17 protein-coding genes, 1 tRNA gene and 2 pseudogenes are annotated in these 24874 nt (G+C 67.9%); 13 read left to right on the top strand and 7 right to left on the bottom strand.

The genetic code is table 11. The annotated features are described in order from the left end of the window. Positions 1 to 57: 57 nt before the first annotated feature. Both pgaB and pgaA read right to left on the bottom strand, forming a co-directional pair. Positions 58 to 2109 carry a poly-beta-1,6-N-acetyl-D-glucosamine N-deacetylase PgaB gene (pgaB, locus tag F787_RS0104970; RefSeq protein WP_042805668.1) on the bottom strand — a complete coding sequence of 684 codons (2052 nt, stop codon included), beginning with the start codon at positions 2107 to 2109 and terminating at the stop codon, positions 58 to 60. Beyond that, positions 2109 to 4571 carry a poly-beta-1,6 N-acetyl-D-glucosamine export porin PgaA gene (gene pgaA / locus F787_RS0104965; RefSeq protein WP_051246017.1) on the bottom strand — a complete coding sequence of 821 codons (2463 nt, stop codon included), beginning with the start codon at positions 4569 to 4571 and terminating at the stop codon, positions 2109 to 2111. The genes pgaB and pgaA overlap by 1 nt, the downstream gene beginning before the upstream one ends. Before the next feature lie 160 nt (positions 4572 to 4731). Between pgaA and F787_RS0104960 the strand changes: the two genes are divergently transcribed. Continuing rightward, positions 4732 to 4808 (top strand) — tRNA-Arg (locus tag F787_RS0104960). A gap of 193 nt (positions 4809 to 5001) precedes the next feature. Here F787_RS0104960 and F787_RS0104955 read toward each other — a convergent pair. After that, positions 5002 to 5328 (bottom strand): hypothetical protein, encoded by a 327-nt coding sequence (locus tag F787_RS0104955; RefSeq protein WP_028491474.1) that lies wholly within the window; start codon positions 5326 to 5328, stop codon positions 5002 to 5004. Between the two features lie 204 nt (positions 5329 to 5532). Between F787_RS0104955 and F787_RS0104950 the strand changes: the two genes are divergently transcribed. The 6 genes and pseudogenes from F787_RS0104950 to F787_RS17290 all read left to right on the top strand — a co-directional run bounded on the left by F787_RS0104950 (position 5533) and on the right by F787_RS17290 (position 12469). Continuing rightward, on the top strand, positions 5533 to 6504 hold the full coding sequence (locus tag F787_RS0104950; protein ID WP_028491473.1) for an ABC transporter substrate-binding protein: 972 nt from the start codon (positions 5533 to 5535) through the stop codon (positions 6502 to 6504). Further along, positions 6501 to 8582: pseudogene (locus F787_RS17115) on the top strand (PhnD/SsuA/transferrin family substrate-binding protein); the annotation flags it as partial. The gene F787_RS0104950 and the pseudogene F787_RS17115, both read left to right, overlap by 4 nt. Positions 8583 to 8661: 79 nt before the next feature. Then, a pseudogene (locus tag F787_RS17110) lies at positions 8662 to 9042 on the top strand (PAS domain-containing protein); the annotation flags it as partial. Between the two features lie 18 nt (positions 9043 to 9060). Continuing rightward, positions 9061 to 10374: an ATP-binding protein gene (locus F787_RS17105; RefSeq protein WP_231373396.1), complete on the top strand. Its 1314-nt coding sequence runs from the start codon at positions 9061 to 9063 to the stop codon at positions 10372 to 10374. A 22-nt stretch (positions 10375 to 10396) separates the two neighbouring features. Beyond that, entirely contained in the window at positions 10397 to 12259 is a 1863-nt protein-coding gene (locus tag F787_RS0104940) for a diguanylate cyclase domain-containing protein (RefSeq protein WP_028491472.1), read from the top strand. A gap of 75 nt (positions 12260 to 12334) precedes the next feature. Continuing rightward, positions 12335 to 12469, top strand: a complete 135-nt coding sequence (locus F787_RS17290) for a hypothetical protein (protein ID WP_018869066.1) — start codon at positions 12335 to 12337, stop codon at positions 12467 to 12469. Positions 12470 to 12597: 128 nt separating this feature from the next. On the opposite strand, the gene F787_RS0104930 is transcribed toward F787_RS17290, so the two are convergent. The 3 genes from F787_RS0104930 to F787_RS0104920 form a co-directional block, all read right to left on the bottom strand. Then, on the bottom strand, positions 12598 to 13536 hold the full coding sequence (locus F787_RS0104930; protein ID WP_019021578.1) for a DmsC/YnfH family molybdoenzyme membrane anchor subunit: 939 nt from the start codon (positions 13534 to 13536) through the stop codon (positions 12598 to 12600). Positions 13537 to 13562: 26 nt separating this feature from the next. Beyond that, positions 13563 to 14258, bottom strand: coding sequence for a 4Fe-4S dicluster domain-containing protein (locus F787_RS0104925; RefSeq protein ID WP_018869064.1), 696 nt, complete (start codon positions 14256 to 14258; stop codon positions 13563 to 13565). A 73-nt stretch (positions 14259 to 14331) separates the two neighbouring features. Next, entirely contained in the window at positions 14332 to 17241 is a 2910-nt protein-coding gene (locus tag F787_RS0104920; RefSeq protein ID WP_028491471.1) for a molybdopterin oxidoreductase family protein, read from the bottom strand. Between the two features lie 223 nt (positions 17242 to 17464). On the opposite strand from F787_RS0104920, the gene moaA reads away from it, so the two are divergent. Continuing rightward, positions 17465 to 18454 carry a GTP 3',8-cyclase MoaA gene (gene moaA / locus F787_RS0104915; protein WP_028491470.1) on the top strand — a complete coding sequence of 330 codons (990 nt, stop codon included), beginning with the start codon at positions 17465 to 17467 and terminating at the stop codon, positions 18452 to 18454. A gap of 1 nt (position 18455) precedes the next feature. On the opposite strand, the gene F787_RS0104910 is transcribed toward moaA, so the two are convergent. Continuing rightward, positions 18456 to 19823 (bottom strand): NAD-dependent succinate-semialdehyde dehydrogenase, encoded by a 1368-nt coding sequence (locus F787_RS0104910; RefSeq protein ID WP_028491469.1) that lies wholly within the window; start codon positions 19821 to 19823, stop codon positions 18456 to 18458. 116 nt (positions 19824 to 19939) lie between these two features. On the opposite strand from F787_RS0104910, the gene F787_RS0104905 reads away from it, so the two are divergent. From F787_RS0104905 to F787_RS0104885, 5 genes are all read left to right on the top strand, one after another. Continuing rightward, the gene (locus tag F787_RS0104905; RefSeq protein ID WP_028491468.1) at positions 19940 to 20893 is read left to right on the top strand and encodes a complex I NDUFA9 subunit family protein; all 954 of its coding nucleotides are present in this window, start codon (positions 19940 to 19942) and stop codon (positions 20891 to 20893) included. Between the two features lie 16 nt (positions 20894 to 20909). Then, positions 20910 to 22133, top strand: a complete 1224-nt coding sequence (locus tag F787_RS0104900) for a multifunctional CCA addition/repair protein (RefSeq protein ID WP_028491467.1) — start codon at positions 20910 to 20912, stop codon at positions 22131 to 22133. A 73-nt stretch (positions 22134 to 22206) separates the two neighbouring features. Then, a complete protein-coding gene (locus F787_RS0104895) occupies positions 22207 to 22863 on the top strand; it encodes a protein-L-isoaspartate O-methyltransferase (protein ID WP_028491466.1) in 657 nt (218 codons plus the stop codon). Between the two features lie 94 nt (positions 22864 to 22957). After that, positions 22958 to 24292, top strand: coding sequence for a TolC family outer membrane protein (locus tag F787_RS0104890; protein ID WP_018869057.1), 1335 nt, complete (start codon positions 22958 to 22960; stop codon positions 24290 to 24292). Beyond that, positions 24292 to 24873 (top strand): isochorismatase family protein, encoded by a 582-nt coding sequence (locus F787_RS0104885; protein WP_018869056.1) that lies wholly within the window; start codon positions 24292 to 24294, stop codon positions 24871 to 24873. Before F787_RS0104890 ends, F787_RS0104885 begins: the two co-directional genes overlap by 1 nt. Position 24874 lies beyond the last annotated feature (1 nt).

The following is a 24874-nucleotide window of genomic DNA, read 5'->3' as shown; positions in this document are numbered from 1 at the left end:
CTTGATCGGCGACCGCGACACGCACCGACCGCCCGTTTCCCGTCGCGCACCGGCATGTCAGTAGGGGAAGCCGGTCAGGGACATGCCCTCGCGGATCACCTCGAGTTCGGGGTGATCGTTGAAGGGGTCGTCCGGGTAGTAGGCAAAATGACCGGCCCCGCGGCGCTTGAGCTGCTCGATCCAGTCCACCAGGGTCCGGGTGGGAATCCACTCGTTTTCTTCCCAGTTCCGCGTCTGCAGCTCGAACACCACGCGATCGACACCTTTCGGGTGTTCATCCACCGCTTCGAACAGCCGGTCGAACCACTTCTCCTCGGGCAGGTCGGTACCATCCAGGTAGGGCATCGCCATCAGGGCCACCTCATCGTAATGCTCGACGAACGGCCCCAGGGCCTGGGCGAAGCGCGCCTCCGCATCCGGATCCAGCACCGGCCGGGCATACATGTTGCGGGCCACCCTGAGGTCGTTGCCGACCGCGATGTGGCGTCCGGCACGGTCCACCATGGCCGCGCCGAATTCGATCAGCGCGCGGGTCCTGTCGCGCGGTTCCAGGCGGCACTCGCGGATCGGGTCGTCGCTGCCCGGCCAGCGGGCCTCCGGCAGGCAGGCGGCGGCGTCCTCGTCGTCGCCCAGATAGGCATCGTCGTGGATCAGGATCCCGTGGATGCCGGGCGCCATGCGCCCGAGATCCTCGTAGATCTCCCCGACCAGCTCCGCGCTCTCCGGCAGGAACGGGCTCATGCGCCGGTAATCGCGATCGGAGCGCTCGATCTCCCCGTCCGCGGTCCAGTAACGCACCGACAGGCCGGCCTGCCGTTCCCGGTCGGGCAGGTCAAAGGACAGCAGCGGCATCCAGGCATAGACCTCCACCCCGGCGCGGGTTCGCAGCTGCCAGGCGACGCGATTGAAGAGGTCGTCACGTACGGGAAGGTGCCGGTTGGGGAAATACAGGGCATCGGCGTTGCCGTCCCCGTCGGGATCGGCGAATGCCTGGAGGTAGACACTGCGCACCTGCATGTCCTTGATCCGGTCCAGTAGCTGGCCCAGATTGCGGTTGGTCTGTTCGGGGTCGGGGTCGTGGATGTAGTCCAGGTCCACGTGCACGGCGCGCTGGTAGTCCCGGGGCGGATCCAGCCGGTTGGTGATGCCGGCGAGGATATCGGCAGGCAGGGGATCGTCCATGATCAGCATCCGACCAATATCCGCGCGCCGGTCCACGGGGCTGAACAGCCGGCTGCCGAGGGTAAAGGAATACGGCATGCCGACCTCCGCGGCGATCGCCTCGATCGCCTCGGTGCCCGCCCCGTAGGGCCAGACGATCGCACGGGGCGCCTCGCCGAGGCGCTCCTCCAGCACCCGGGAGCTGCGTTCCAGGTCCTCGCGGATACGCTGCTCGAAGGCCTCTTCCGATTCGTAGGCGCCGGATTCCGGGTCGTACTCACGAACCACCGCGGCCGGCTGCGTGTTGCCCTGCGGATTGGCGAGGATCCCGTGGTGCAGGTCATGGGAGTGGCTGGCGAACTCCACCAGTCCCGAATCACGCATCTCGCGCGCTTCGTCCCAGGTGAAGAAATCATCGGCGTACAGCGTCTCGCCGCCCGCCGCGACGATGCGCGGGTCGTCGGGATCGGCAAAGTCCTCCCCCACATCGGAGAATCGCCCGCCGTCGTAATCCACCTCGCGACCTTCCCGTGCCGCTTCCTGCCAGCTCGTCGTGATCGCGGAAACCGCCGGGTAATCGAACTCCTCAAGCAGCGGGAACACATGCGTATACATGCTGCGCAGCCCGTCATCGAAGATCAGCAGCACGGCATTTTGCGGCAGCGACGCCTTGCCCCGTTCGGCCGCCTCGATATCTTCCAGCGAGACCGGATTCCAGTCGTTCTCCTGCATCCATTCGAACCAGCGCGCCAGCCGCTGCGTGCTGACCGCATAGGGGTCCGCGTCGATCTCCGGCTCCACGTCGTCGCGTACATCGTGGTAGGCGAGGGTGAAATAGTGGCCCTCCGGGATCTCCGGCACCCCGGGGATCCCGGTGTTCGAGCCCGCGAGGGCGACTCCCGACAGGCCCAGCCACAACCCGACCAGACCTGATATCCAGCGCTTCATCAGAACCTCCCCTCGAAACCGGCCTGCAGGTAATACCGCTGCTCGCGGTCGCCGTCGTAGACCCGGCTACTGGCCCCGGCCCCGTAATGCAGCGACCAGCGCGGCCCCAGCTGCCAGCGGTGGTGATAACCGGCATCGCCGATCGCCGCCGAGCCGAAATCCGCCTGATAACCCATGCCCGCCGACACCCGGAATTCCTGGGTCAGCGACCGGTCGTAATCGCGCCAGGTCAGCCAGTCGTGCTGCAGACGCAGGGAACCACTGGCACTGTGGCGCGGATTGAAATAGGGCCCGCCGGGCTGCGAATTGCGCTCGGCAAACAGGTCCACGCCGCCCTCGGTCACGTGATGCGCAGAGGCATGCAGCCTGCGCGTCGCACCCGCGGTCGCGGACACCCGGCGGTTGCCGTCATCGATCCGCAGCAGGGACAGCCCGCCGTAGGCCGACAGGCGCTCGCTCGCACGCCAGAAGACCGAGCCGTTCAGACGCTCCCCGTCCAGCCCGGCATCGCTGGCGCGCAGTGGGGTGTGAAGCGACCGCGAGTCGACCTCCAGACTGTAATTCCAGTGATCGTTCAGCCAGTGCGACCAGCCCGCGGCCACACCGATCTGTGAGCTGTCCTGCCGGTCGGCATCCAGACGCACCCAGGCATTGCGCCGCAGGGCCTCCCACTCCAGGCCCACGCCGACGCGATCCTGACGCAGCCAGCGATCGCCGTACTCGCCCTGCTCGGTTCGGTGCAGCACGAAGGTCCGCAGGTGGTGGCGGCGACTCCATGGCGAGTCCAGACGCAGTTCGGTGCGCAGGTCGCGATCGCCGGTCAATCCGGTCTGGTTGTCCGGTCCGGAGGTCCGCCCGTACTCGACCTCGCCGCGGATGGCCGGGCGACGGCGGTCCTCCCATTGACGCGCCAGCGTCCGCACCCGGGAGTTACGCGGGAAGTCCCGCTCCAGGGTCTCCAGCTCCCGTTCCCAGCGCGCAAAGTCCCCCAGATCACGCGCATTGGCGGCATGATTGAGACGAGTATCGGCCGCCTCGGGGGCCTCCAGCTCCGCCAGCTGCGTGGCCTCGACCGAAGCCCGCGGCCAGCCCCGCCAGCGCAGAACGCGTGCATGGGCATTGCGCAGGTCGGCGTTGGCCGGCGCCCGCCGGATCCGCTCGGCCAGCATGGCATCGGCCTGATCCGCGCGATTACGGTAGGCGCGGTCCATCGCCTGCAGCTGCTCGACCCCGACGCGCTCCCAGTTCGGGGTGTCGGCCGGACGCTCCTCCGGGACCCGCAGCCAGATCGGGGTTTCATCCACCAGCCGCTCCAGCACCTCTGCGGCCGCGGCGTAATCCTCGGCCTCGATCAGCGAGAAATAGCGGCTGGTCAGCAGGGAGGCGTCGGGGCTGTCGGATTCCCCAATCAGGGCGGCGTACATCTCTCCGGCCCGCTCCGGCTCCCGGGTCGCCAGATACCCGTCGGCGGCCGCGCGGCGCACGTAGGGCGGCGCGGCATCCCGATCCTCCAGGCCTTCCCACAGGGCCACCGCCTCGGCATGCCGGCCGAGTTCGCGCAGCACAAAGATCTGATCGTGCGTGTTGCGCCGAAAAGCCGTACCTCCGGGATCCATTCCGAGGCGCGCCACCTGCAGGGATTCCAGCACCTCTTCCACCGGCTCGTCGCGCCGTGCCATCTGCCCGGCACGCTCCCGGCGGAGGCGTTCCCGCAGCGCCTCGCGGAGCTGCGCCGCGAGGTGATCATTGACCAGCGTGGCGTGCAGCTCCGCGGACATCAGGCCGGGATTCGCATCGGCCAGCCGCCGCGCCGAACCCGCCGCCCCGAGCCCTGACAGCGCCAGGATCCGCTGCCGCAGCGCATCTTCCAGCCCGGGTTCGGCATCCAGCGCGTGGCGCGCCGCTTGCAGGGCCGCGCGCGGCTCTCCCGCAATCCGCAGCACGTAGGCCATGAGAGTATGCTCGTCGGCGTCCAGGCCGGGGGTGCCCGGCGCCGGCAGGGCCTCCAGCGCCTGGTCGGGATCGCCCGATTCGGCGAGCGCCGCCGCGTACAGCAAATGCGCCCGCGGACCGATGGCATGGCGCGAATCGGCGAGGACATCGGCCGCGTCGGCAAAACGCCCCTGGTCGCGCAGCGCACCCGCCCAGCTCATGTGGGCATAGCTCGGCAGCGAGGCCGGCGCGCGGCCCTCCATCCGTTCGACGATGCGCTCGTTCTCGCCCTCGTTGCGCAGGACCACCACCAGATCCGCCAGCACCGCCGGATCCGCCGGGGCACTGCGGTGCAGCCGCTCGAGCTCGACGATCGCCGCCGCGCCATCCCCGGCCCGCGCGGCCTCCACCGCCGCCTCGCGCGCCGCGTCAGTCCCCGCCGCCGCATCCGTGGCCATCACCACCGTCAGGCCCAGCCCGACCAGCGCCCGCAGGATATTCCTGCCTCCTGCACTCCCGATCCCTGTCATCCCGGTTCCCGCCGCATGGTGGCCCTGTCGCAAAGTGCGGAAGAGTAAACAGGATTCCCCGAGGGCGAACAAGCGCGCCCCGTGAGACACGCGTGATCCACTCGCAGCCCCACGAAAGACTGGACGCAGAACCGGCCGAGGCGTAGCATACTGCCGCGAAGCGCCCGTAGCTCAGCTGGATAGAGCGCCACCCTCCGGAGGTGGAAGTCAGAGGTTCGAATCCTCTCGGGCGCGCCATTTCCCGCAAGACCCAGGCCCTGCCATCCGATTCGGGTGGGGGCATTGGTGAACCTCCCACGACGGCCGATGACGACATTGAAGACGGGGCAGGCAGGATGCACGGCTCCGAGCTTTTGTGCCGGAACCGGTCCTCGGCGAGCGTACGGAGCACGCAGACGGAAGGCCATCCGGCTGGCCTGACGGCCGGCCGTCAGGCGAAGAGATCTTCCGGACGTTTTGCCGTCAGAATCCGCTCGGACCAGCGCAGCAACGTCTCCGAATCCGCCTGTTCGATTCGGGCACGATACGTTTCGGCCGCCTCGGCGCCGAAACGCATCTCCACCAGGCGCAGCAGCACGGCTTCCTCACCTTCCTTGCGGCCTTCTTCACGGCCTTCTTCACGGCCTTCTTCACGGCCCTCTTCACGGCCCTCTTCACGGCCCTCTTCACGGCCCAGTTCGCGTCCTTCCCTTCGCCCCTCCTCGATCCCCTGCTGCTTCCAGTCCCGGGTCCATTCCTCCACACGTTCCGCAAGCATGCTGCGTACCTCCTGCAAGTCCGCCACCTGTTCCAAGTCTACACCCGGCACGCGCGCCGGCAGCAACACGCGCTTGATCCACGCGCATGCGTCCCGGCCGGCGCAATCGCGAGGGAACGGCGACGCGCCAAACCGCGAGTCTGTAGACTGGAACACCTTATCAACCGCCCGGACCAGCCGGGCCGCCCCCCGCCCGATGCGGACATGTACATGGATCGACGCAGCTTTCTGGTCACCGCCGGCGCCACCCTCCCCGCCCTGCTGGGGGCCTGTGGCCGGCCGGAGCCGCCACTGGAGATTGCCGGCCACGTATGGCCGGGCTACGAGCCGATGTTCCTGGCCCGGGCCATGGGCTGGCTGGACCCCGACCGGGTCCTGCTGCGCGAGACCGACTCCGCCAGCGAATCCATGCGCCGACTGGCCGCGGGCGAGGTCCATGGTGCGGCGCTGACCCTGGACGAGGTGCTACGGGTGCGCGCCGGGGGTACGGATCTTCGCGTCGTGCTGGTCTTCAACATCTCCGCGGGTGCCGACATGGTGCTGGCGCGCCCCGCGATCGAAAGCCTGGAAGATCTGGCCGGGCGCCGGGTCGGCGTGGAAGACTCGGCCCTGGGGGCCCTGATGCTCCACCACACCCTGGACACGGCGGGCCTCAGTCGCGACGAGGTCGAAACGATGTCGCTGACCATCAACGAGCAGGAGGCCGCCTGGGAGCAGGATGAGGTGGATGCCGTAGTGACCTATCAGCCCGTCGCCGACCGCCTGCTGGACGACGGCGCGCACGTCCTGTTCGACAGCCGGGCGATGCCGGACACGATCTTCGATGTCCTCGCGATCGAGGCCGGTCACCTGGAACGGCTCGAACGCTCGACCCGCCACCTGATCGCGGCGCATTTCCGTGCCCTGCATCACCTGCGCGCCAACCCGGTGGACGCGGGCTACCGCATGGCGGAACGCCTGGGGGTCCCCGGCCACCGCGCCATGGAAACCTTCCGCGGACTGGTGCTGCCGGATCCGGCCAGCAATCGCCGTCTGCTGGCCGGTGCCGACTCCCGGGTCCTGCAGGCGGCACGGGAGATCGCCGGCCTGATGGGAGATGCGGACGCGCCGCTGGACCGCGACTTCGGGGATGAACTGGTACGCCCGGATCTGCTGCCGCGCGAGGAGCCCCGATGAGATACGCGATCGGGATCGCAGCCCCCCTGCTGGTCGCCGTGCTGATGCTTGCAGCGACGCCGGCGGTGGCCGAACGCAGCGTGACCGTGGGGATCCTGGCCTTCGAACCGGAGGATGTGGCCCGGGAGCGCTGGGGCCCGCTGATCGAACACCTGGACGCGGAACTGGATGATGTGACGGTGGACGCGGTGATCGCCGAATACTCGGCGCTGGATCAGGAGCTTCGCAATAACCGGCTGGATTTCCTGCTGACCAATCCCACCCACTTCATCCGCATCCGCAGCGACAGCCACCTGTCGGGTGCCCTGGCAACCCTGGTCCCCATGCACCACGGGACACCGCTACGCGGATTCGGCGGGGTCGCCTTTACCCGCGCCGGCGACGACCACATCAATGACTGGGAAGACATAGCCGGACAACGCATCGCGGCCGTAGTGCCCGAATCACTGGGCGGCTATCAGGCACAGGTCAGGGAGCTGCGCGAACGCGGCGCGACACCGCGGGATGCAGACGTCGAATTCACCGGAATGCCGCATGACCGGGTGGTGGAACGGGTCCTGGACGGCGAAGCGGACGTAGGGTTCGTGCGCATCGGGATCCTGGAGCGCCTGCAGGATGCCGGTCGGATCGACCCGGAGGAGATCCGAGTGATCGCCCGCCAGGACATGGCGGATTTCCCGCTGGCGTTGTCCACCCGGCTGTATCCGGAATGGCCGTTCATCGCGATTGGCCACGTGCCCCGCGAGCTCAGCCACCGCATGCTGGTCGCCCTGCTGGAGCTGGACCGCCAGTCGGCACCCGCGCAGGCCGCGGGTATCGACGGCTTTGCGGTTCCCATGGACTACGAACCGGTAGAAGAGCTGGCACGCGAACTCCGACTGCCGCCCTTCGATGCCATCCCGCAGCTCAGCCTGCGGGAATTCATGCAGGTCTACGGCCAGCAGGTCACCCTGACGCTGGTGGTCGGGAGTCTCATGCTCGCATTGATCCTCGGCCTGGTGCTGGTGAACCGTCGCCTGACCACAGTGCGCCGGGAACTGGAAGACAAGGCGGCGGCGCTGGAGCGCAGCGAGACCCACGCGCGCGCACTGATGCGGGCCCTGCCGGACAGCCTGTTCCGGATGGACCGCGACGGCACCTTCATCGAATGCGAGGCCGTCTCGGAAGAGATGCTGCTGATGCCACCCGAGGAGTTTCTCGGGCGGCGCCTGGACGAACTGTTCCCGCCCGCCTATGCCGAACCGGGCACCCGGGCGATCCGCGAGGCGCTGAACAGCGGCGAGGTCCGCGACTTCGAATACGACACGACCGCACTGGGCATGCCCGGCCATTTCGAGGCCCGGGTGGTCCCGCTGAACGACCGCGAAGTGCTGATGATCGTGCGCGACGTCAGCCAGCGTTTCGCGATGGAGGCTGCGCGCAGCGAGGAACGCCGCTTCCGCGAGAACCTGCTGGCCAGCCTCGGCGAAGGCGTGTTTGGCATCGACCGGGAGGGCCGTTTCACGTTCATCAACCCCACCGGATGCCGCCTGCTGGGCTTCGCAGACCAGACCGAGGCTCTCGGGCGGGATTCCCACACCACGACACATCACAGCCATCCGGACGGCTCGCATTATCCCGCGCAGGAATGTCCGATCCACGGGGTCCTGGTCAGTGGCGAGACGGTGGAGGCCTGGGAAGACCATTTCTGGCGCCAGGACGGCGAGTCCTTCCCGGTCCTGGTCTACGCCTCGCCCATGCGCGACGACACCGGCGAACTGACCGGCGTGGTGGTGTCGTTCCAGGACATCTCGGTGCGCAAGGCGATGGAGCGGGCCCTGGCCGACAGCGAGGCCCGCTTCCGCCTGGCCCAGGAGGCCGCGCGATTCGGCATCTGGGAATGGGATCTGGCGGAAGACCGGATCCACTGGGATGCACAGTGCTGGCGGATGCTGGGCGAGGACCCGGCGGAGGGCCAGCCGCTGGCTTACGAGGACTGGCGCCAGCGCCTGCACCCGGAGGATCTCCCCGAGGCCGAGGCGCAGGTGCAGCGCCAGCTGACCGAGGGCGGGAAGTTCTCCATCGAGTTCCGCTATCGCCTGGCGGACGGCGGCTGGCTGTGGACCCTCGGCCGGGGGCGGGTCATCGAGTGGGGGGGCGCAGGGCGAACCGCGGCGGATGACGGGCATCCACGTGGATATCCAGCGGCTCAAGGAGGTCGAGGCCGAGCTGCGCCAGCGCGAGAACGAGCTGGCCGAGGCCCAGCGCATCGCCCACATGGGCAACTGGATATCCGATTTCCGCTCCGGCGAGATCCGGTGGTCGGAGGAGGTCTACCGCATCTTCGGACTGGACCACGACCAATGGGGCGCGACCGAGGCGGCCTTCATGGAACGGGTCCACCCGGACGACCGCGACACGGTCCGCGCGGCCATCGATGCCTCGGTGAGCGGCCCGGGTGTGCCCTATCAAGTGGAACACCGGATCCTGCGCCCGGACGGCGAGATCCGCACGGTCTACCAGCAGGGCGAGGTGGAATTCGACGACGAGGGCACGCCTCTGTGGATGCTGGGGACGGTGCTCGACATCACCGAACGCAAGGCCACGGAAGAAGCCCTGGCCCGGCGCCAGGCCGCCGATCGCGCGACCTCCGACATCGCCACGCGTCTGGTGACCCGACGCGACGTGGACCGGGCGATCGAGGAATCGCTGGCGGTGCTGGGGGAACTGCTGGGGGCCAGCCGGTCCTGGGTCTTTCTGTTTCGCGAGGACCGAGGGATCCTCGACAACACCCATGAATGGGCCGCGCCCGGGGTGCCACACCGAAAACAGGAACTCCAGGGACTGGCCCTGGCCGACTTCCCGGACTGGCAGCGACGGATGGCCCATGAACGTCTGATCCACATACCCGATGTAGAGACACTCGGAGAAGCGGCAGACAGGGAACGGGAATGGCTCCGGGGGCTGGGGGTGCATGCGCTGATGGCCGCGCCCCTGCTGGCGGCCGGCGAACCCCAGGGGCTGCTGGGTGTGGTGGACGTACACGGAACGGCATCCTGGGGGCCGGAGGATGCCGAGACCCTGCGGCACGTGGCGGACCTGCTGGGCAACGTACTGGAACGCCACCGGGTGCAGCAGGCCCTGGAAGGGCTGAATCTGGAGCTCCGCCGATCCAACGAGGAGCTGGAGCAGTTCGCCTATGGCGTGTCCCACGACCTGCGCCAGCCGCTGCGTATGGTCAGCAGTTACCTGCAGCTGCTGGAGCGCAGCCTGGGCGAACAGCTGGATGCCGACCAGCAACGTTTCCTCGGCTACGCCACCGAGGGCGCCGGACGCATGGACCGCATGATCGTGGGTCTGCTGGAATATTCCCGGGTGGGACGCAAGACTGACCCCATGGCCCCGCTGGACACCCGTGAGGCCCTGGACACCGCTCTGGCGTTCCTGCAGCCGGCGGTGTCCGAAACATCGGCGCGCATCCACGTCGAAGGTGACTGGCCGCGCCTGGTCGCCAGCCAGGACGAGCTGGTGCGCCTGCTGCAGAACCTGATCGACAATGCCCTGAAGTACATGCCTGGCGACACGCGCCCCGAGGTCCGCATCGACGGACGCATCGACGGCGACCACTGGGAGGTCCGCGTGCGGGACAACGGGGTTGGGATCCCGCAGGACCAGAGGGATCGCCTGTTCCGGGTCTTCTCGCGTCTGCACGGTCACGGGGAATATGAAGGCAGCGGCATCGGTCTGGCGCTGTGCCGCCGGATCGTGGAACATCACGGCGGCCGCATCGGCGCCGAATCGGACGGACCGGGACTCGGCAGCACCTTCTGGTTCCGGATACCCCGCCGGACTCCGGAAGACGAGCGAACTGAAGACAACGCAGGCGCATGAAGGGGCCCGTGGAGATTACCCGATGAACGAGACCGCCGAGCCGGTCACCGACGTCCTGCTGGTGGAAGACGAACCGGCGGACGTCCACCTGACGCGCATGGCCTTCGAGGAAGCCGGGGTCACCGCGCGCCTGCATCACGTGAACGACGGGCGCGAGGCCCTGCGGTTCCTGGCCGGCGAGCCACCGTACGACGAAGCCCCGCAGCCGGGGCTGATCCTGCTGGACCTGAACATGCCGCACATGGGCGGCCTGGAGTTCCTGCAGCGCCTGCGCGAGACCGACCAGGCCGACGCGATCCCGGTGGTCGTCCTGTCCACCTCGGATCTGGAACGCGACATCCGCGCGAGCCGGCAAAACGGGGCGGCCGACTACATGGTCAAGCCGCTGGACATGGAACAGTTCTGCGACCGTGTTCAGCGCCTGGCGAAGGACTGGAACCTGCCGCTGGTGGAGCACGCCCCGTCTCCGACGCCCGCCCCTTCCCCGACCGGGCATCGCGACGCCTCGCCGGAAGTGCCCCGAAAAGGCGGCGACCATGCAACGGCCCCGGCGGACACCCGCGGGGAGGGCGTGCCAGTGCTGCTGGTGGAAGACGAACCCGGGGACGCGGATCTGGTGCGCTTCGGCCTGCGCGGCTCGGCCCGCGAACACTTCGAGGTGACCTGGGTCGACCGGTTGTCGGCGGTGCCGCAGGCCCTGGACAAGGTTTCGCCCGCCATCGTTCTGCTCGACCTGTCACTGCCTGACAGCACCGGGGTGGACACCGTGCGCGCCGCACGCGAGTGGTTCCGGGACACGCCAATCATCGTGCTGACCGGTTACGACGACGAGGATTTCGCTCTCAGGACACTGGAAGCCGGGGCGGCGGACTACTTGGTCAAGGGTCGTATCGAGACCTCCACCCTGGTGCGCGCGATCCGCTATGCCCGCAGCCGCGCGAGTCTGGAGGGACGTGTCCGCGAATCCGAGGCGCGCATGGCCGCCGCACTCGAAGGGGCCCATCTGGGCCTGTGGGACTGGCGGATCGACGAGGATTTGATGTTTTTCGACCGTCGCTGGGGCGAGCTCACCGGTCTGGCGGAGACGGAAGGTACGGGGTCCGTAGCGCTGTGGGACGGGGCGGTGCATCCGGATGACCGCGAGCGGCGGGACACCGCCCTGCAACGACACCTGAAAGGCGAAACCCCACGCTATTCGACGGAGTTCCGTGTACGTCGCCCGTCCGGCTCCGAGGCCTGGCTACAGGATGCCGGGCAAGTGATCGAACGCGACCGTGACCAGCGCGCCCGGCGAATTGTGGGCGTGGTCCAGGACATCACCGAACACAAACGAATGGAGCAGCGACTGGAAACGCTGGCGAGCACCGACCCCCTGACCGGGCTGGCCAACCGTCGGCTGTTCATGGACGAACTGGAGCGCGAATACGCGCGGATGCGCCGGGAACCGGGCTATGCCGCCGGCCTGCTGATGCTGGACATCGACCACTTCAAGCGTTTCAACGACCGTTACGGTCACGAGATCGGAGATCAGGTGCTGGTCCAATTCGCCGACTGCATCGCCTCGTCGCTGCGGGCCGGCGACCGCGCCGCACGCCTGGGCGGCGAGGAATTCGCAATCCTGCTCCACGGGACCTCGCCGGAAGACACCGAGCACACCGCGGAGCGCGTACGGGCGCGGGTGGAGGCGATGGAGCCGCAGCCCGACCGCCCGAACACCACCGGGGTGACGACCAGCATCGGGGTGACCATCCTTCGCGCGGACGACAGGGGCGCCGACGATGCGCTACGGCGGGCCGATGACGCCCTCTACGCGGCCAAATCCCGGGGACGCAACTGCGTGGTCATGAACGGCAGCACCCGAGAGGAAGAGCCTCCGAAAGATTGAGACAGGTCATGGCAGCCCTGTGGGGAACCGGTCTATTTTTGTAGCAGGTGCGGCATTTACCACAGGGAGAGCGCCATGATTACCGAAATCCTGTTTCAGTCCCCGATCGGCATCCTGACCATTGCGACCCTGCTCGGCATCGTTGTCTTCCTCGGCTGGGTGGGCTATGTGGTCGTGCACAACGTGCGCGAGGCCGGCAAGAACAAGTAACCCGGCATCCCCGAACGCCCCGACGCGCATCGGCGTCGGATTCCCCTGAACGAAAAGGCCCCGCATCCGGGAACCCGGATGCGGGGCCTTTTGCTGCGGCACCACGGCCGCTCGGCGGGTCAGACGGGTCAGGTGTGCTGATCGCCGTGGTACAGACGCACCACGTGCTTCGCCTCGGCGAAGAACAGCCAGCGCTCCATTCCGACGCCGATCAGGGACGAGACCACCGCCAGCCAGGCGGTCGCTGCCGGGGCCCCCGTCAGGACCGCGGCGAACACCAGGGCCGGCACGATGAAGCCCAGCAGGAACACGGCCATCTTCAGCGTGTCGGTGGTGTTCTTGCCCGGGTCGTAGCCGAACTCGTCGGTCAGAAAGGTGCCGGCGGTGTGGCCGGTATCCAGCAGCCGGACGGTGGCCCGGTTGAAGGTCGTGGCGGTGTTGATGGTCGGGCCGCTCACGCGCGAGATCCAGAAGTAGTAGATCCCCTTGAGGACCGCGGCGATCAGCAGCATCACGATGGCCACGCCGGCGTGCATCGCGGTGGCGTTGTCAAAGGCGCTGGCAATGGCTGCATAGGCGACCGCGCCGGTGGCCACGCCCAGCATGATGTAATTGGCCGGGGTCAGCGCGGTGTTCCACTGGCGGATGGTCTTCAGGCAGCCGTAGATCATGCCGGTCGAGAACAGCGTGATCACGGCGAGGATCGCGGCCACCAGGCCGGCCACCATGCCCAGCGGGCCGATCTCCGGACCGAACAGCAACACGCAGAGGCCATAGACCAGCGCAAACGGATAGAACAGCACGGCAAACACCGCCTCGCGCGAGAGCCAGGAGGTCCTGAAGCGCATGAACGAACGCCAGGCGTTCTTCTTGTTCGCCAGGTGGCCGGTGGAAAGGAGCAGGCCGAAGGTAATCAGGCCCAGCGCGGCAACGCCGTGGGCGATCAGTTCACCGTGGCTCATCGCCGGACCGATGCCGGCCAGATGAAAGATTACCAGCAGGACGAACAGACCATAGCCGGCGCCCGAAGTGACCGTGAACAGGATGACGGAAAGTGCAGGATGCATGGTGTTTTCTCCCCGGATGCGGCGCCTTAGCGCGCCACCATCTTGTTGACCCAGTCCTTCACCGAGCTGATCAGCGTATTGGCACGCACGTCGTCGGTGGGGATGGGGCGGGTGACTCGCGGCGGCAGATACGTATTGACCGGCTTGTAGCCCAGCTCGGGCATCTGCTTCACCCCGCCGCGTTCGCGCACCAGACGGCTCACCTCGGATTCTTCGTCGTCGAAGTCACCGAAGAAGCGCGCATGCGCCGGGCAGGTGATCACGCAGGCCGGCTGGCGCTCTTCCGGCGGCAGGGCCTCGTCGTAGATGCGGTCCACGCACAGGGTGCACTTCTTCATCACGCCGTCTTCGCGGTCCAGCTCGCGGGCACCGTAGGGGCAGGCCCAGGCGCAGTAGTTGCAGCCCATGCACTTGTCCTGGTCGACCAGCACGATGCCGTCTTCCGGGCGCTTGTAGGAGGCGCCGGTCGGACAGACGTTCACGCAGTCGGCATGCTCGCAGTGCATGCAGGACATGGGGATGTTGACGGTCTTGTTGTTGGGGTAGTCCCCGACCTCGTAGTGGCGGATGCGGTTGAACCACACGCCGCTGGGGTCTTCGCCGTAGGGCTGATAGTCGGTCAGCGGCCCGGTGGTGCCGCTGGTATTCCACTGCTTGCAGGCTACCGCGCAGGCATGGCAGCCCACGCAGGTATCCATGTCGATCACGAGTCCAAGACGCATGGTTGGTACTCCCTCAAATCGTTCGTGCGGGCGAACCCCGTGACGGCGCCGGGCCGCCACGGGGCGGGCCGGCTCAGTTCTTGTCGTCGTCCAGCGAACCGCGGGTCAGCACGTCGCGGATGTCGCGGTTCAGGTGCACGGGCTTGTGCGCGTGGTAGCGCAGCTGGTCCGGCGATTCGGACATGCCCGGCGTGGCCTTGACCTTGTCGAACTGCGGCCAGGAGCCCTGCTCCTCCGGCTCGGCCGGCGTGATCCTGACCTTCAGGTCGTACCACGCGGCCTGGCCGGTGACCGGGTCGGAGTTGGTGATGTCGTCCACCGGGTCGCCCTTCTCCGGCAGCAGCTCGCTGATGAGGTGATTCATCAGGAAGCCCTTCTGCGACTCGTTGGCGTCGTCCTTCAGACCCCAGGCGCCCTTCTGCTTGCCGATCGCGTTCCAGGTCCAGACAGTGTTGGGTTCGCAACCCTCGATCAGCTTCACCTGCACGCGGATCTTGCCGTTGTGCGACTCCAGCCACACCCAGGACATGTCGGCGATGCCCATGGACTCGGCCTTCTGGCGGTTCATGTACAGGTAGTTCTGGGCGCAGATCTGACGCAGCCAGGCGTTCTGCGAATCCCAGGAGTGGTACATGAACATCGGGCGCTGGTTGACCGCGTAGAACGGGTACTCGTCCTCGTCGATCCGGGTCTGCTCCAGCGGCTTGTGCCAGATCGGCAGCGGATCGAAGAACTCGGCCAGACGATCCTTGTGCTCCTGCTTGGTCGGCTGCGGGCCGTCATACAGGCCCTGGCCGGCCAGCTTGAAGCGCTGCTGGGTCTCGGAGTAGAGCTCGATGGTGATCGGGTCGGTCTTGCCCACCCAGCCGGCGTGCTTCGCCAGCTCCAGGTACTCCTGGTTGGCGTAGCGGTAGAACTGCTGGCTCTCCGGCAGGTGATACATGAAGAACCCCTGGTTCTCGATGTACGCCTCCCACTGCTTCGGATTCGGCTCACCGCGCAGGTGGCTCTGACCGTCCTTGCCGCGATAGCCCGACAGGAAGCCGATGCCCGGCTCCTTCTCGAAGTTGACGATGAAGTCCTTGTAGTCCTCGAACTTGCGGCTGCCGTCGTCCTTCGTGAATGCCGGGAACTTCAGGCGGCTGGCCAGCTCGACCATCACCTCCTGCCACGGACGCACGTCGCGATCCGGTTCCAGGATCGGGTGGCGGATGGAGTCCGCCGCCGCGGCCGGCTCGGAGATCGGGCGGTCGAGCATGGAGATGGTGTCGTAGCGCTCCAGATAGGTGGTATCCGGCAGCACCAGATCGGCAAAGCTGACCATCTCGGAGTTGAACGCGTCCGAGACCACGAGATACGGGATCTTGTACTCGCCGTTCTCGTCCTTGGCCCGCAGCATGTCCATCACTTCATCGGTGTTCATCGTGGAGTTCCACGACATGTTCGCCATGAAGAAGATGAGCGTGTCGATCGGGTACGGGTCGCCCTTGACCGCGTTGGTCACGACCATGTGCATCATGCCGTGGTTGGAGATCGGCGCATCCCAGGAGAAGGCCTTGTCGATGCGCAGCGGGTTGCCGTCGTCATCGATCACCAGGTCTTCCGGCGCGGTCGGGAACCCCAGCGGCGGGCTCTTCAGCGGGGTGTTCGGCGCGCATTCCTTCGCCGGCTTGATGCCCGGCGGGACGTGCTTGGGATACGGCGGCTTGGCCAGGTGACCGCCGGGGCAGTCCACCGAACCCAGCATGATCTGCAGGAAGTGGATCGCGCGGCAGGTCTGGAAGCCGTTGGAGTGCGCCGAGATGCCGCGCATCGCGTGCATGGACACCGGACGCCCGACGACCTTGTCGTGCTTGCGGCCCCAGGAGTCGGTCCACTCGACGTCCAGCTCGATGGTCTCCTTGAACGCGACGTGGGCCATCTCCAGCGCCAGGCGCTCGGTCTGCTCGGCCGGCACGCCGGTGATCTCGGCGGTGTTCTCCGGAGAGTACTCGTCATCCAGATAACGCTCGGCCAGCAGGGTCATCACGGTCTTGACCGGGCGGCCGTCCGGGGCGGTGTACTCGCCGAACAGCGCCGGCTTGATGTCCACCTGGCTGCCGTCGACGAAGTCTTCCTTCTCCAGCTCCCAGACCAGCGGGTTGTCGTTGTCGTCGCGCAGGATCAGGCCGTCGCCCTGCTGCCCCGGGGTCTGCACCACCAGCTGGGTGGCATTGGTGTAGCGCACCAGGAAGTCCCAGTCGAACTGGCTGTTCTTCAGCAGCACGTGCAGCATCGACAGCGCGAACAGGCCGTCGGTGCCGGGCTTGATGCCCACCCATTCGTCGGCGATCGCCTGATAGCCGGTGCGCACCGGGTTGATGGCCACGAACTTGCCGCCGTTGCGCTTGAGCTTCTCCAGCCCGATCTTGATCGGGTTGGAGGCATGGTCCTCGGCCACGCCCCACAGCATGTGGTACTTGGTGCGGTCCCAGTCGGGGTCGCCGAATTCCCAGAAGGCAAAGCCCGTGGTGTACAGGCCGCCGGCGGCCATGTTCACCGAACAGAAGCCGCCGTGGGCCGCCCAGTTGTAGGTGCCGAACTGGGTCGCCCACAGGCCGGTCAGGGCCTGCATCTGGTCACGGCCGGTAAAGAACGCCAGCTTGCGCGGATCGGTCTCGCGGATCTTCTTCAGGCGCTCGGACAGGGTGTCGATGGCCTCGTCCCAGGAGATCGGCTCGAACTCGCCGGCGCCGCGCTCGGTGCCCGGCTTGCGGCGCATCGGCTGATGCAGGCGGGCCGGGGACTGCTGCTTCATGATCCCGGCGTTGCCCTTGGCACAGAGCACGCCCTTGTTGATCGGATGATGCCGGTTCCCCTGGATGTAGCGGACCTTGTTGTCCTCCACGGTGACCTTGATGCCACAGCGACAGGCACACATGTAACAGGTGGTGTACTTGATCTCCTGCTTGCCGTGATCTTCGAATTCGGGCAGGGCACTCATGGGCGCGACCTCGTTGACTGTCGGTTCAGTTGTCCACGGCGTATTGTGGACCCCGCCGGAAGGCTTGGCCAACGAGAAGTACTTATGCTCGGATAACCCATATTAATCCCAGAAAGAATTTATTTATTCTCGCGCCGGAACTGGGCATTTTCCGCGCGACCCGCCGCATGGGCTACGATGTTCCCTCGCAAACATAACGCCTCGCCCGAGGCCGGGGGCCTGGATGAACGACCGCGGACTGGTGGATCCCTTTGGCCGGAAGATCGAATACGTGCGCGTATCGGTCACCGACCGCTGCGACCTGCGCTGCTTTTACTGCATGCCGGAGGGCTTTCGCGATTTCGAAGTGCCCGAGCACTGGCTGACCTTCGACGAGATCGAGCGGGTGATGGCGGCCTTCGGGCGCCTCGGCACCCGGCGGGTGCGCCTGACCGGCGGCGAGCCGCTGGTGCGTCACGAACTCCCGGACCTGGCCGCACGCCTGAACGCCCTGCCGGGGATCGACGACATCTCGCTGTCGACCAATGCGGTGCGCCTGGCGAAGCACGCCGACGCGCTGGCCGCGGGCGGGGTCGGGCGCATCAACGTCAGCCTGGATACCCTGCGCCCGGAGGTCTTCAAGGACGTGACCGGCGGCAAGCTGGAGAAGGTGCTGGACGGGCTGATGGCGGCGAAGCGCGCCGGGCTCGATCCGATCAAGATCAACATGGTGGTGATGGGCGGCATCAACGATACGGAGGTCGGCGACATGGTCGACTTCTGCATCGAGCACGGCTTCACCCTGCGCTTCATCGAGACCATGCCGGTGGGCGACACCGGGCGCGCGGCGAACGAAGGCCACTACGTGAACCTGCAGGACGTGCGCCGCGACCTGGAGCAGCGTTTCGAGCTGATCCCCGGGGTGATGCCCGGCGGCGGCCCGGCGCGCTATGTACAGGTGGCGGGCACGGACATGCGGATCGGCTTCATCACCCCGATCTCCCAGCATTTCTGCGACACCTGCAACCGCGTGCGGCTGTCGGTGGACGGCACCATCCACACCTGCCTGGGCAACGAGCACAGCCTGGCGCTGCGTCCGCGGCTGCGCGACGGCTGCAGCGATGCCGAGCTGGAAGAGGCGATCCTCGAGGCGATTGCGCTGAAACCCGAGCGCCACGAATTCAACGAGCGCCCGGAGAAGGTCATGCGCTTCATGTCCATGACCGGCGGCTGACTCAGGCCACCCAGACCGTCTTCGCATTCACGAACTCGCGGATCCCCAGATCCGCGAGTTCGCGCCCGTAGCCGGAATCCTTTACCCCGCCGAAAGGCAGACGCGGGTCGCTTTTCACCACCGCGTTCACGAACGCACAGCCGCATTCCAGCTGACGCGCCAGCGCCTCGCCGCGAGCGCCGTCGGCGGTCCACACCGACCCGCCAAGACCAAAGCGCGAGCGGTTGGCCAGCTCCACCGCCGCCGCGGCATCCGCGGCCCGCGTGATCGCGGCGACCGGCCCGAAGGTCTCCTCGTCGAACGCCGCCATCCCCGGCTCGACGTGGTCCAGCACGGTCGGCGCATAGTAGAAGCCTTCGCCCTCCAGCGGCTGACCGCCGGTGCGGCACACCGCGCCGGCCGCGACACTGCGCTGCACCTGGTCGTGCAGTTCGTCGCGCAGATCGCCGCGCGCCAGCGGGCCCAGATCCGTCCCGTCTTCCATCGGATCACCCGTGCGCAGGTCCGCCACCGCCCGGCTCAGACGCTCCGCAAAGGCCTCGGCGACCGAATCCTCGACGATGAACCGCTTGGCCGCGATGCAGGTCTCGCCGTTGTTCTGGAACCGCCCGCGCACGGCCTCGCGCACCACGGTGTCCAGGTCCGCGTCATGCAGGACGATGAAGGCGTCCGAACCGCCCAGCTCCAGCACCGAGGTCTTCAGGGCCTTGCCCGCGGCCGCACCCACTGCACGCCCGGCGCGCTCCGAACCCGTCAGGCTCACGCCCTGCACCCGCGGATCGGCGATCAGATCCTCGACCGCATCGGAGCCCACCGGCAGGTTGCGGAAGACCCCGTCGGGGAACCCGGCCGCGCGGAACACCTCCTCCAGCGCCTGCGCGCAGCCGGGCACATTGGAGGCATGCTTGAGCAGCACGGTGTTGCCGGCCAGGGTCGCCGGAATGGCCTGGCGGAAGGCCTGCCAGTAGGGAAAATTCCACGGCATGACCAGCAGCACGGTGCCCAGCGGCTGCCAGGCCACGTACGAGCGGGCCGCCTCGGTGGCCACCGGGACGTCCAGCAGGAAGCCCGGCCCGTGCTCGGCGTAGTATTCGCAGGCCACCGCGCATTTCTCCACCTCGGCCAGCGCCTCGACCCGCCGCTTGCCCATCTCGCGGGTCGCGGTCACCGCCAGCTCCTCCCGGCGCCCGCGCAGGACCGCGGCCAGCTCGCGCAGCAGGGCGGCCCGTTCGTGCACCGGCTGCAGGGCCCAGGCCGCGCGGGCGTCCACCGCGCCCTGCAGCGCGGCCTCCACGCCGGCGGCATCCAACCGCGGGTAACTCGCCAGCACCGTGCCGGTGGCCGGATTGACGGCAGTCAGTTCAGTCATCTTCGGGCCTCTCTCTCGGGACTCGCCGGGCCAGCGCCCGCCCGGGTGGATTGATCACGCGCCCACAGCCGAGTATAAGACGCACACATCCGTATTCGGTAAGGGCCTTCGCAATCATGTCGACTCTCTCGATTCGCAACGTCTGCCTGCTGGGCGGAACGGGCTTCGTCGGGCACCACATCGTGGCGCGGCTGATCGACCGTGGACTGAATGTACGCGTGGTGACGCGCCACCCGCACCGTCACCGCGAGCTCATGGTGAACCCCGAGGTCGACCTGATCGCCGGCAACGTCCACGACCCGGAGGACCTCGACCGGGTCCTGCGCGACCAGGATGCCGTGATCAACCTGGTCGGGATCCTCAACGAGCGCGGCCACGACGGCTCCGGCTTCCGCCGCGCTCACACCGAGCTGACGGAAAAGGCCCTGGCCGCCGCCGAGCGCCAGGGCGTGCGCCGCTTTCTGCAGATGAGCGCGCTGAAGGCCGACATGCCGGACCCGCCCAGCCACTACCTGCGGACCAAGAGCGAGGCCGAACAGGCGGTGTTCGCGGCCACGGCCTTCCCGGTCACGGTGTTCCGCCCGTCGGTGATCTTCGGCCCGGAGGACAGCTTCCTCAACCGCTTCGCCACCCTGCTGCGCTTCTCCCCGATGATGCCGCTGGCCCGCGCCGAGGCACGCTTCGCCCCGGTGTTCGTGGGCGACGTGGCCGACCACTTCGCCGCGGCCCTGAACGATCCGGGGACCTTCGGTCAGGGGTTCGAACTGTGCGGCCCGCGGGAGTACAGCCTGGGCGAACTGGCGCGCTACGTCGGCCGGGTCTCCGGCCACCGGCGCCCGGTCATCGGCCTGCCGGACTGGGCGGGCCGCCTGCAGGCGAACGTCCTGGAGTACGTGCCGGGCAAGCCGCTGTCGCGCGACAACCTTGCCTCGCTGTCGATCGACAGCGTATGCGCCGGACAGACCCTGCACTGCCCCACCCGGGTGGAGAGCATTGCGCCCACCTATCTGGGCAAGGGCGGCCGCGAGGCGCGCATGCAGCAGCTGCGCACCAGCTACGAGCGCGACTGAGGCGCCCGCGTCCGGGATGCACATCTATCTGGTCGGTGGCGCGGTCCGCGACCGGCTCCTGGGCCGCCCGGTCAGTGAACGCGATTACGTAGTGGTGGGCGCCACGCCCGAGGCCATGGAAGCGGCCGGCTATCGTGCCGTGGGGCGCGACTTTCCGGTGTTCCTCCATCCGCGGACGCAGGAGGAATACGCCCTCGCCCGCACCGAGCGCAAGACCGCGCGCGGCTACCACGGCTTCCAGTTCAACGCCGCCCCCGATGTCCCGCTGGAACAGGACCTGGAACGGCGCGACCTCACCATCAACGCCATGGCCGAGGACGACGGCGGCGAGCTGATCGACCCGTTCGGCGGCCGTACCGACCTGGAAAACCGCATCCTGCGGCATGTCTCCCCGGCCTTCGCCGAAGACCCGGTACGCCTGCTGCGTCTGGCACGCTTCGCCGCCCAGCTGGCCCCCTGGGGGTTCGAGATCGCCGACGAGACCCGCGCCCTGCTGCGCGAGCTGGTCGCCTCGGGGGAAGTTGACGCCCTGGTACCGGAACGCGTCTGGGCCGAGTTCGAAAAGGCCCTGGCCAGCCCCGCTCCGCGCCGGTTCATCGAGGTGCTGCGCGAATGCGGGGCGCTGGAGGTACTGCTGCCGGAACTGGAACGGCTGTTCGGCGTACCCCAGCCAGCGAAATACCATCCCGAGATCGACACCGGCGTACACACCCTGATGGTGCTGGACCAGGCCACGCGCCTGAGCGACGCGCCCGAGGTCCGCTTCGCGGCGCTGACCCATGATCTGGGCAAGGCGGACACCCCGGAGGACATCCTGCCCGCGCACCACGGGCACGAGGAACGCAGCGTCACCCACATCAAGGCGCTCGCCGAACGTCTGCGCATCCCCCGGCGCTACCGCGACCTCGCGATCCGGGTGGCGCGCCATCACGGCCTCGCGCATCGCCTGTTCGAACTGCGCCCGAAGACCGTGATGAAACTGATCGAGGGCCTGGATGCCCTGCGCCGCCCGGAAAACGTCGAGCCCTTCCTGCTGGCGGTCGAGGCCGACTTCCGCGGGCGAACCGGCTGGGAGGAGCGCCCCTACCCCCAGGCCGACGCCCTGCGGCGCGCCGTGGAGGCCGCCACGGCCGTCAGCCCGCAACCCCTGATCGAGGCCGGCCACCAGGGCCCGCAGCTGGGCGAAGCCCTGCGCCACGAACGCATCCGCGCGATCGCCGACGCGCTGGCCAAAGACTGAAACCGGCACCACTTGCCTGCAACGCGCAGCGGCCGTACTCTTCACGGTTCGTTGCCGCACAGAGGATCCCGCAATGGATTTCGCCAAGGCCCGGATGAACATGGTGGAACAGCAGGTACGTCCCTGGGACGTGCTGGACATGCGCGTGCTGGGGGTGATGGAGACGCTGCCGCGCGAGCGCTTCATGCCCGAGCCCTACCAGGCCCTGGCCTACGCCGACACGGAGATCCCCCTGGGCCACGGCGAGGAGACCCTGCCGCCGCGCGTCATCGGACGCATGCTGCAGGCGGTCGCCCCGCAGCCCACCGACACCGTGCTGGAGATCGGCAGCGGTTCCGGCTATGCCACCGCCTGCCTCGCGAGCCTGGCTGCGCATGTAGACAGCGTGGATCGCCATGACGACCTGCGTCTGGCCGCGCGCAACCGCCTGCACGACCTGGGGCTCACCAATGCCGCCCCGCGCACCGGAACGGTGACCCCGGGCTGGCGCCCCCCGCGCGAACGCTACGACGTCATCGCGCTTAACGGGGCGATGACCGAATACGACGATTTCCTCGAACAATTCCTCGCCCTGGGCGGCCGCCTGTTCGTGATCACCGGGGAACCGCCGATCATGGAAGCGCGCCTGATCACCCGCACCACCGAGGACAACACCCGGCACGAGGACCTTTTCGAAACCCGCGTGCCGCCGCTGGCCGGGTTCGAGCCGCGTCCGGCCTTCGAGTTCTAGATCCCGCGAAACCCGCGGATCCACCGGGCCCGCCCGCCTTCGGCGGCGGGCTTTGCTAGTATCGAGAACTTCGCCAGCCCGGAATCGAATCGCCATGAAACGACTGCATCCCCTGATCGCCGCCGCCGGTCTCGCCCTGTTCACGGCCGCCCCCGCCCAGGGCGCGAGCCTGATGGAAGTCTACGAACAGGCCGCGCAAGAAGACGCCGAACTGCAGATCGCCGAGGCGGAATACCGCAGTGCCCTGCAGAATCGCCCGGCCGCCCGCTCCGGTCTCCTGCCCCAGCTGCGCGGCGAGATCGAAGGCGGTGCGTTCTACAACGACCCGGACGGACGCGACAGCACCGATGGGCGGCAGAGCCGTTTTGCGCTGTTGCTGGACCAGAGCATCTACGACCGGCGCAACTACGTGGAACTGAGCCAGGCCGACCTGGAGATCGCCCGGGCCGAGGCGGAACGCGATGCCGCGCGCCAGGACCTGATGCTGCGGGTGTCCGAAGCCTATTTTGACGTGCTCGTGGCCCAGGAAGGCCTGGAATTCAGCGTCGCCGAACTGGAGGCCATCGAGCGCCAGCTGGAGCAGACCGAACGCCGCTTCGACGTCGGCCTGATCGCCAGCACCGACGTAAAGGAAGCCCGCGCCCAGCGCGACCTGGCCGAGGCCCAGCGCATCGGCGCCGAAAACGAACTGGACGTGGCCCGCGAACAGCTGGCATTGATCACCAACCGCTACTGGGACGAACTCGATACCCTGGCCCCCGATGCCGAACTCCAGCTGCCGCAGCCGCGGGATGCCGAGGCGTGGGTGCAGCGTGCCCTGGAGAACAACCTGGAGCTGGCCGCGCAGCGCCTCGCCACCGAGACCGCGCGCGAGCAGATCGACCGCCAGCGGGCCGAAGGTCTTCCTCGTCTCGGCCTCAACGCCTCAGTCAGCGAAAACCGCTTTCATTCGGTGGACGAACCAGCCATGCCTCCCGGCCAGAGCTCCCAGTTCAACGACTCCACCGAAGCTCAGATCGGCATCCGTCTGGAGATCCCGCTGTACACCGGCGGCCGGGTGACCGCCCTGACCCGTCAGGCACGCGAGGACTTCCAGGCCGCGCAGCAGGGGCAGACGCAGGTCGAGCGCATGACCCGGCGCGACACCCGCAACGCCTATCTCGCCTCGGTGGCCGCCGAATCCCGCGTGCGAGCACTGAACCGGGCACTGGAATCGACCCAGGCCGCGTTCGAGGCGGCCGAGGCCGGCTTCGAGGTCGGCACCCGCACTCAGGTGGATGTCCTGCTGGCCCTGCGCGAAGTGTTCGGCGCCGAGCGCGACTTCGCCGAGGCGCGTTACGAGTTCCTCGCCAACACCCTGCGCCTGGAACGCGCGGCGGGTCAGCTGGCCGAGGAAGACCTCGAATCCATCGACGCCATGCTGGAGTGATGAGCGGGGCTGCGCGGGCTCGCTGCGAGCGTTCCGAACGCTCGCCGCTGCTGCTGGTCGACCTGCAGGAGCGGCTGATGGCGGCGATGCCGGAAACCGATCGTGAACGCACCGTGCGCAACGCCGGGCGGCTGGTGGAAGCCGCGCGCCAGCTGGGTATTCCGGTGGAGGTGTCGCGCCAGTATCCGCAGGGGCTGGGCGACACCGTTGAACCACTGCGCTCCGCGCTCGAGGATCTCGGCGACCTGGCCACCGTGACCGACAAGACCGCCTTCTCCTGCTGCGGCGAGGCGGCCCTGGAGCAGCGCCTGGCGGGTTGCCACAGCGTGGTCATCGGCGGTGCCGAGACCCACGTGTGCGTGACCCAGACCGCGCTGGACCTGCTGGATGCCGGGGTCACGGTGTTCGTGGCGGCCGATGCGGTGTGCTCGCGCAACCCCGAGCTGCGCGGCAACGGCCTCGAGCGCCTGCGCGCGGCGGGGGCGATCATCACCAATCACGAATCCGTGCTTTTTGAATGGCTGGGCGATGCCCGCGCCGCCGAGTTCAAGTCGGTCAGCCAGCTGCTGCGCGAGGTCTGAG

Source organism: Thioalkalivibrio sp. ALE19 (assembly GCF_000428605.1).
In the GTDB taxonomy this organism is placed as follows: Bacteria; Pseudomonadota; Gammaproteobacteria; order Ectothiorhodospirales; family Ectothiorhodospiraceae; genus Thioalkalivibrio.
This window is presented reverse-complemented; position numbering and strand designations above follow the sequence as displayed.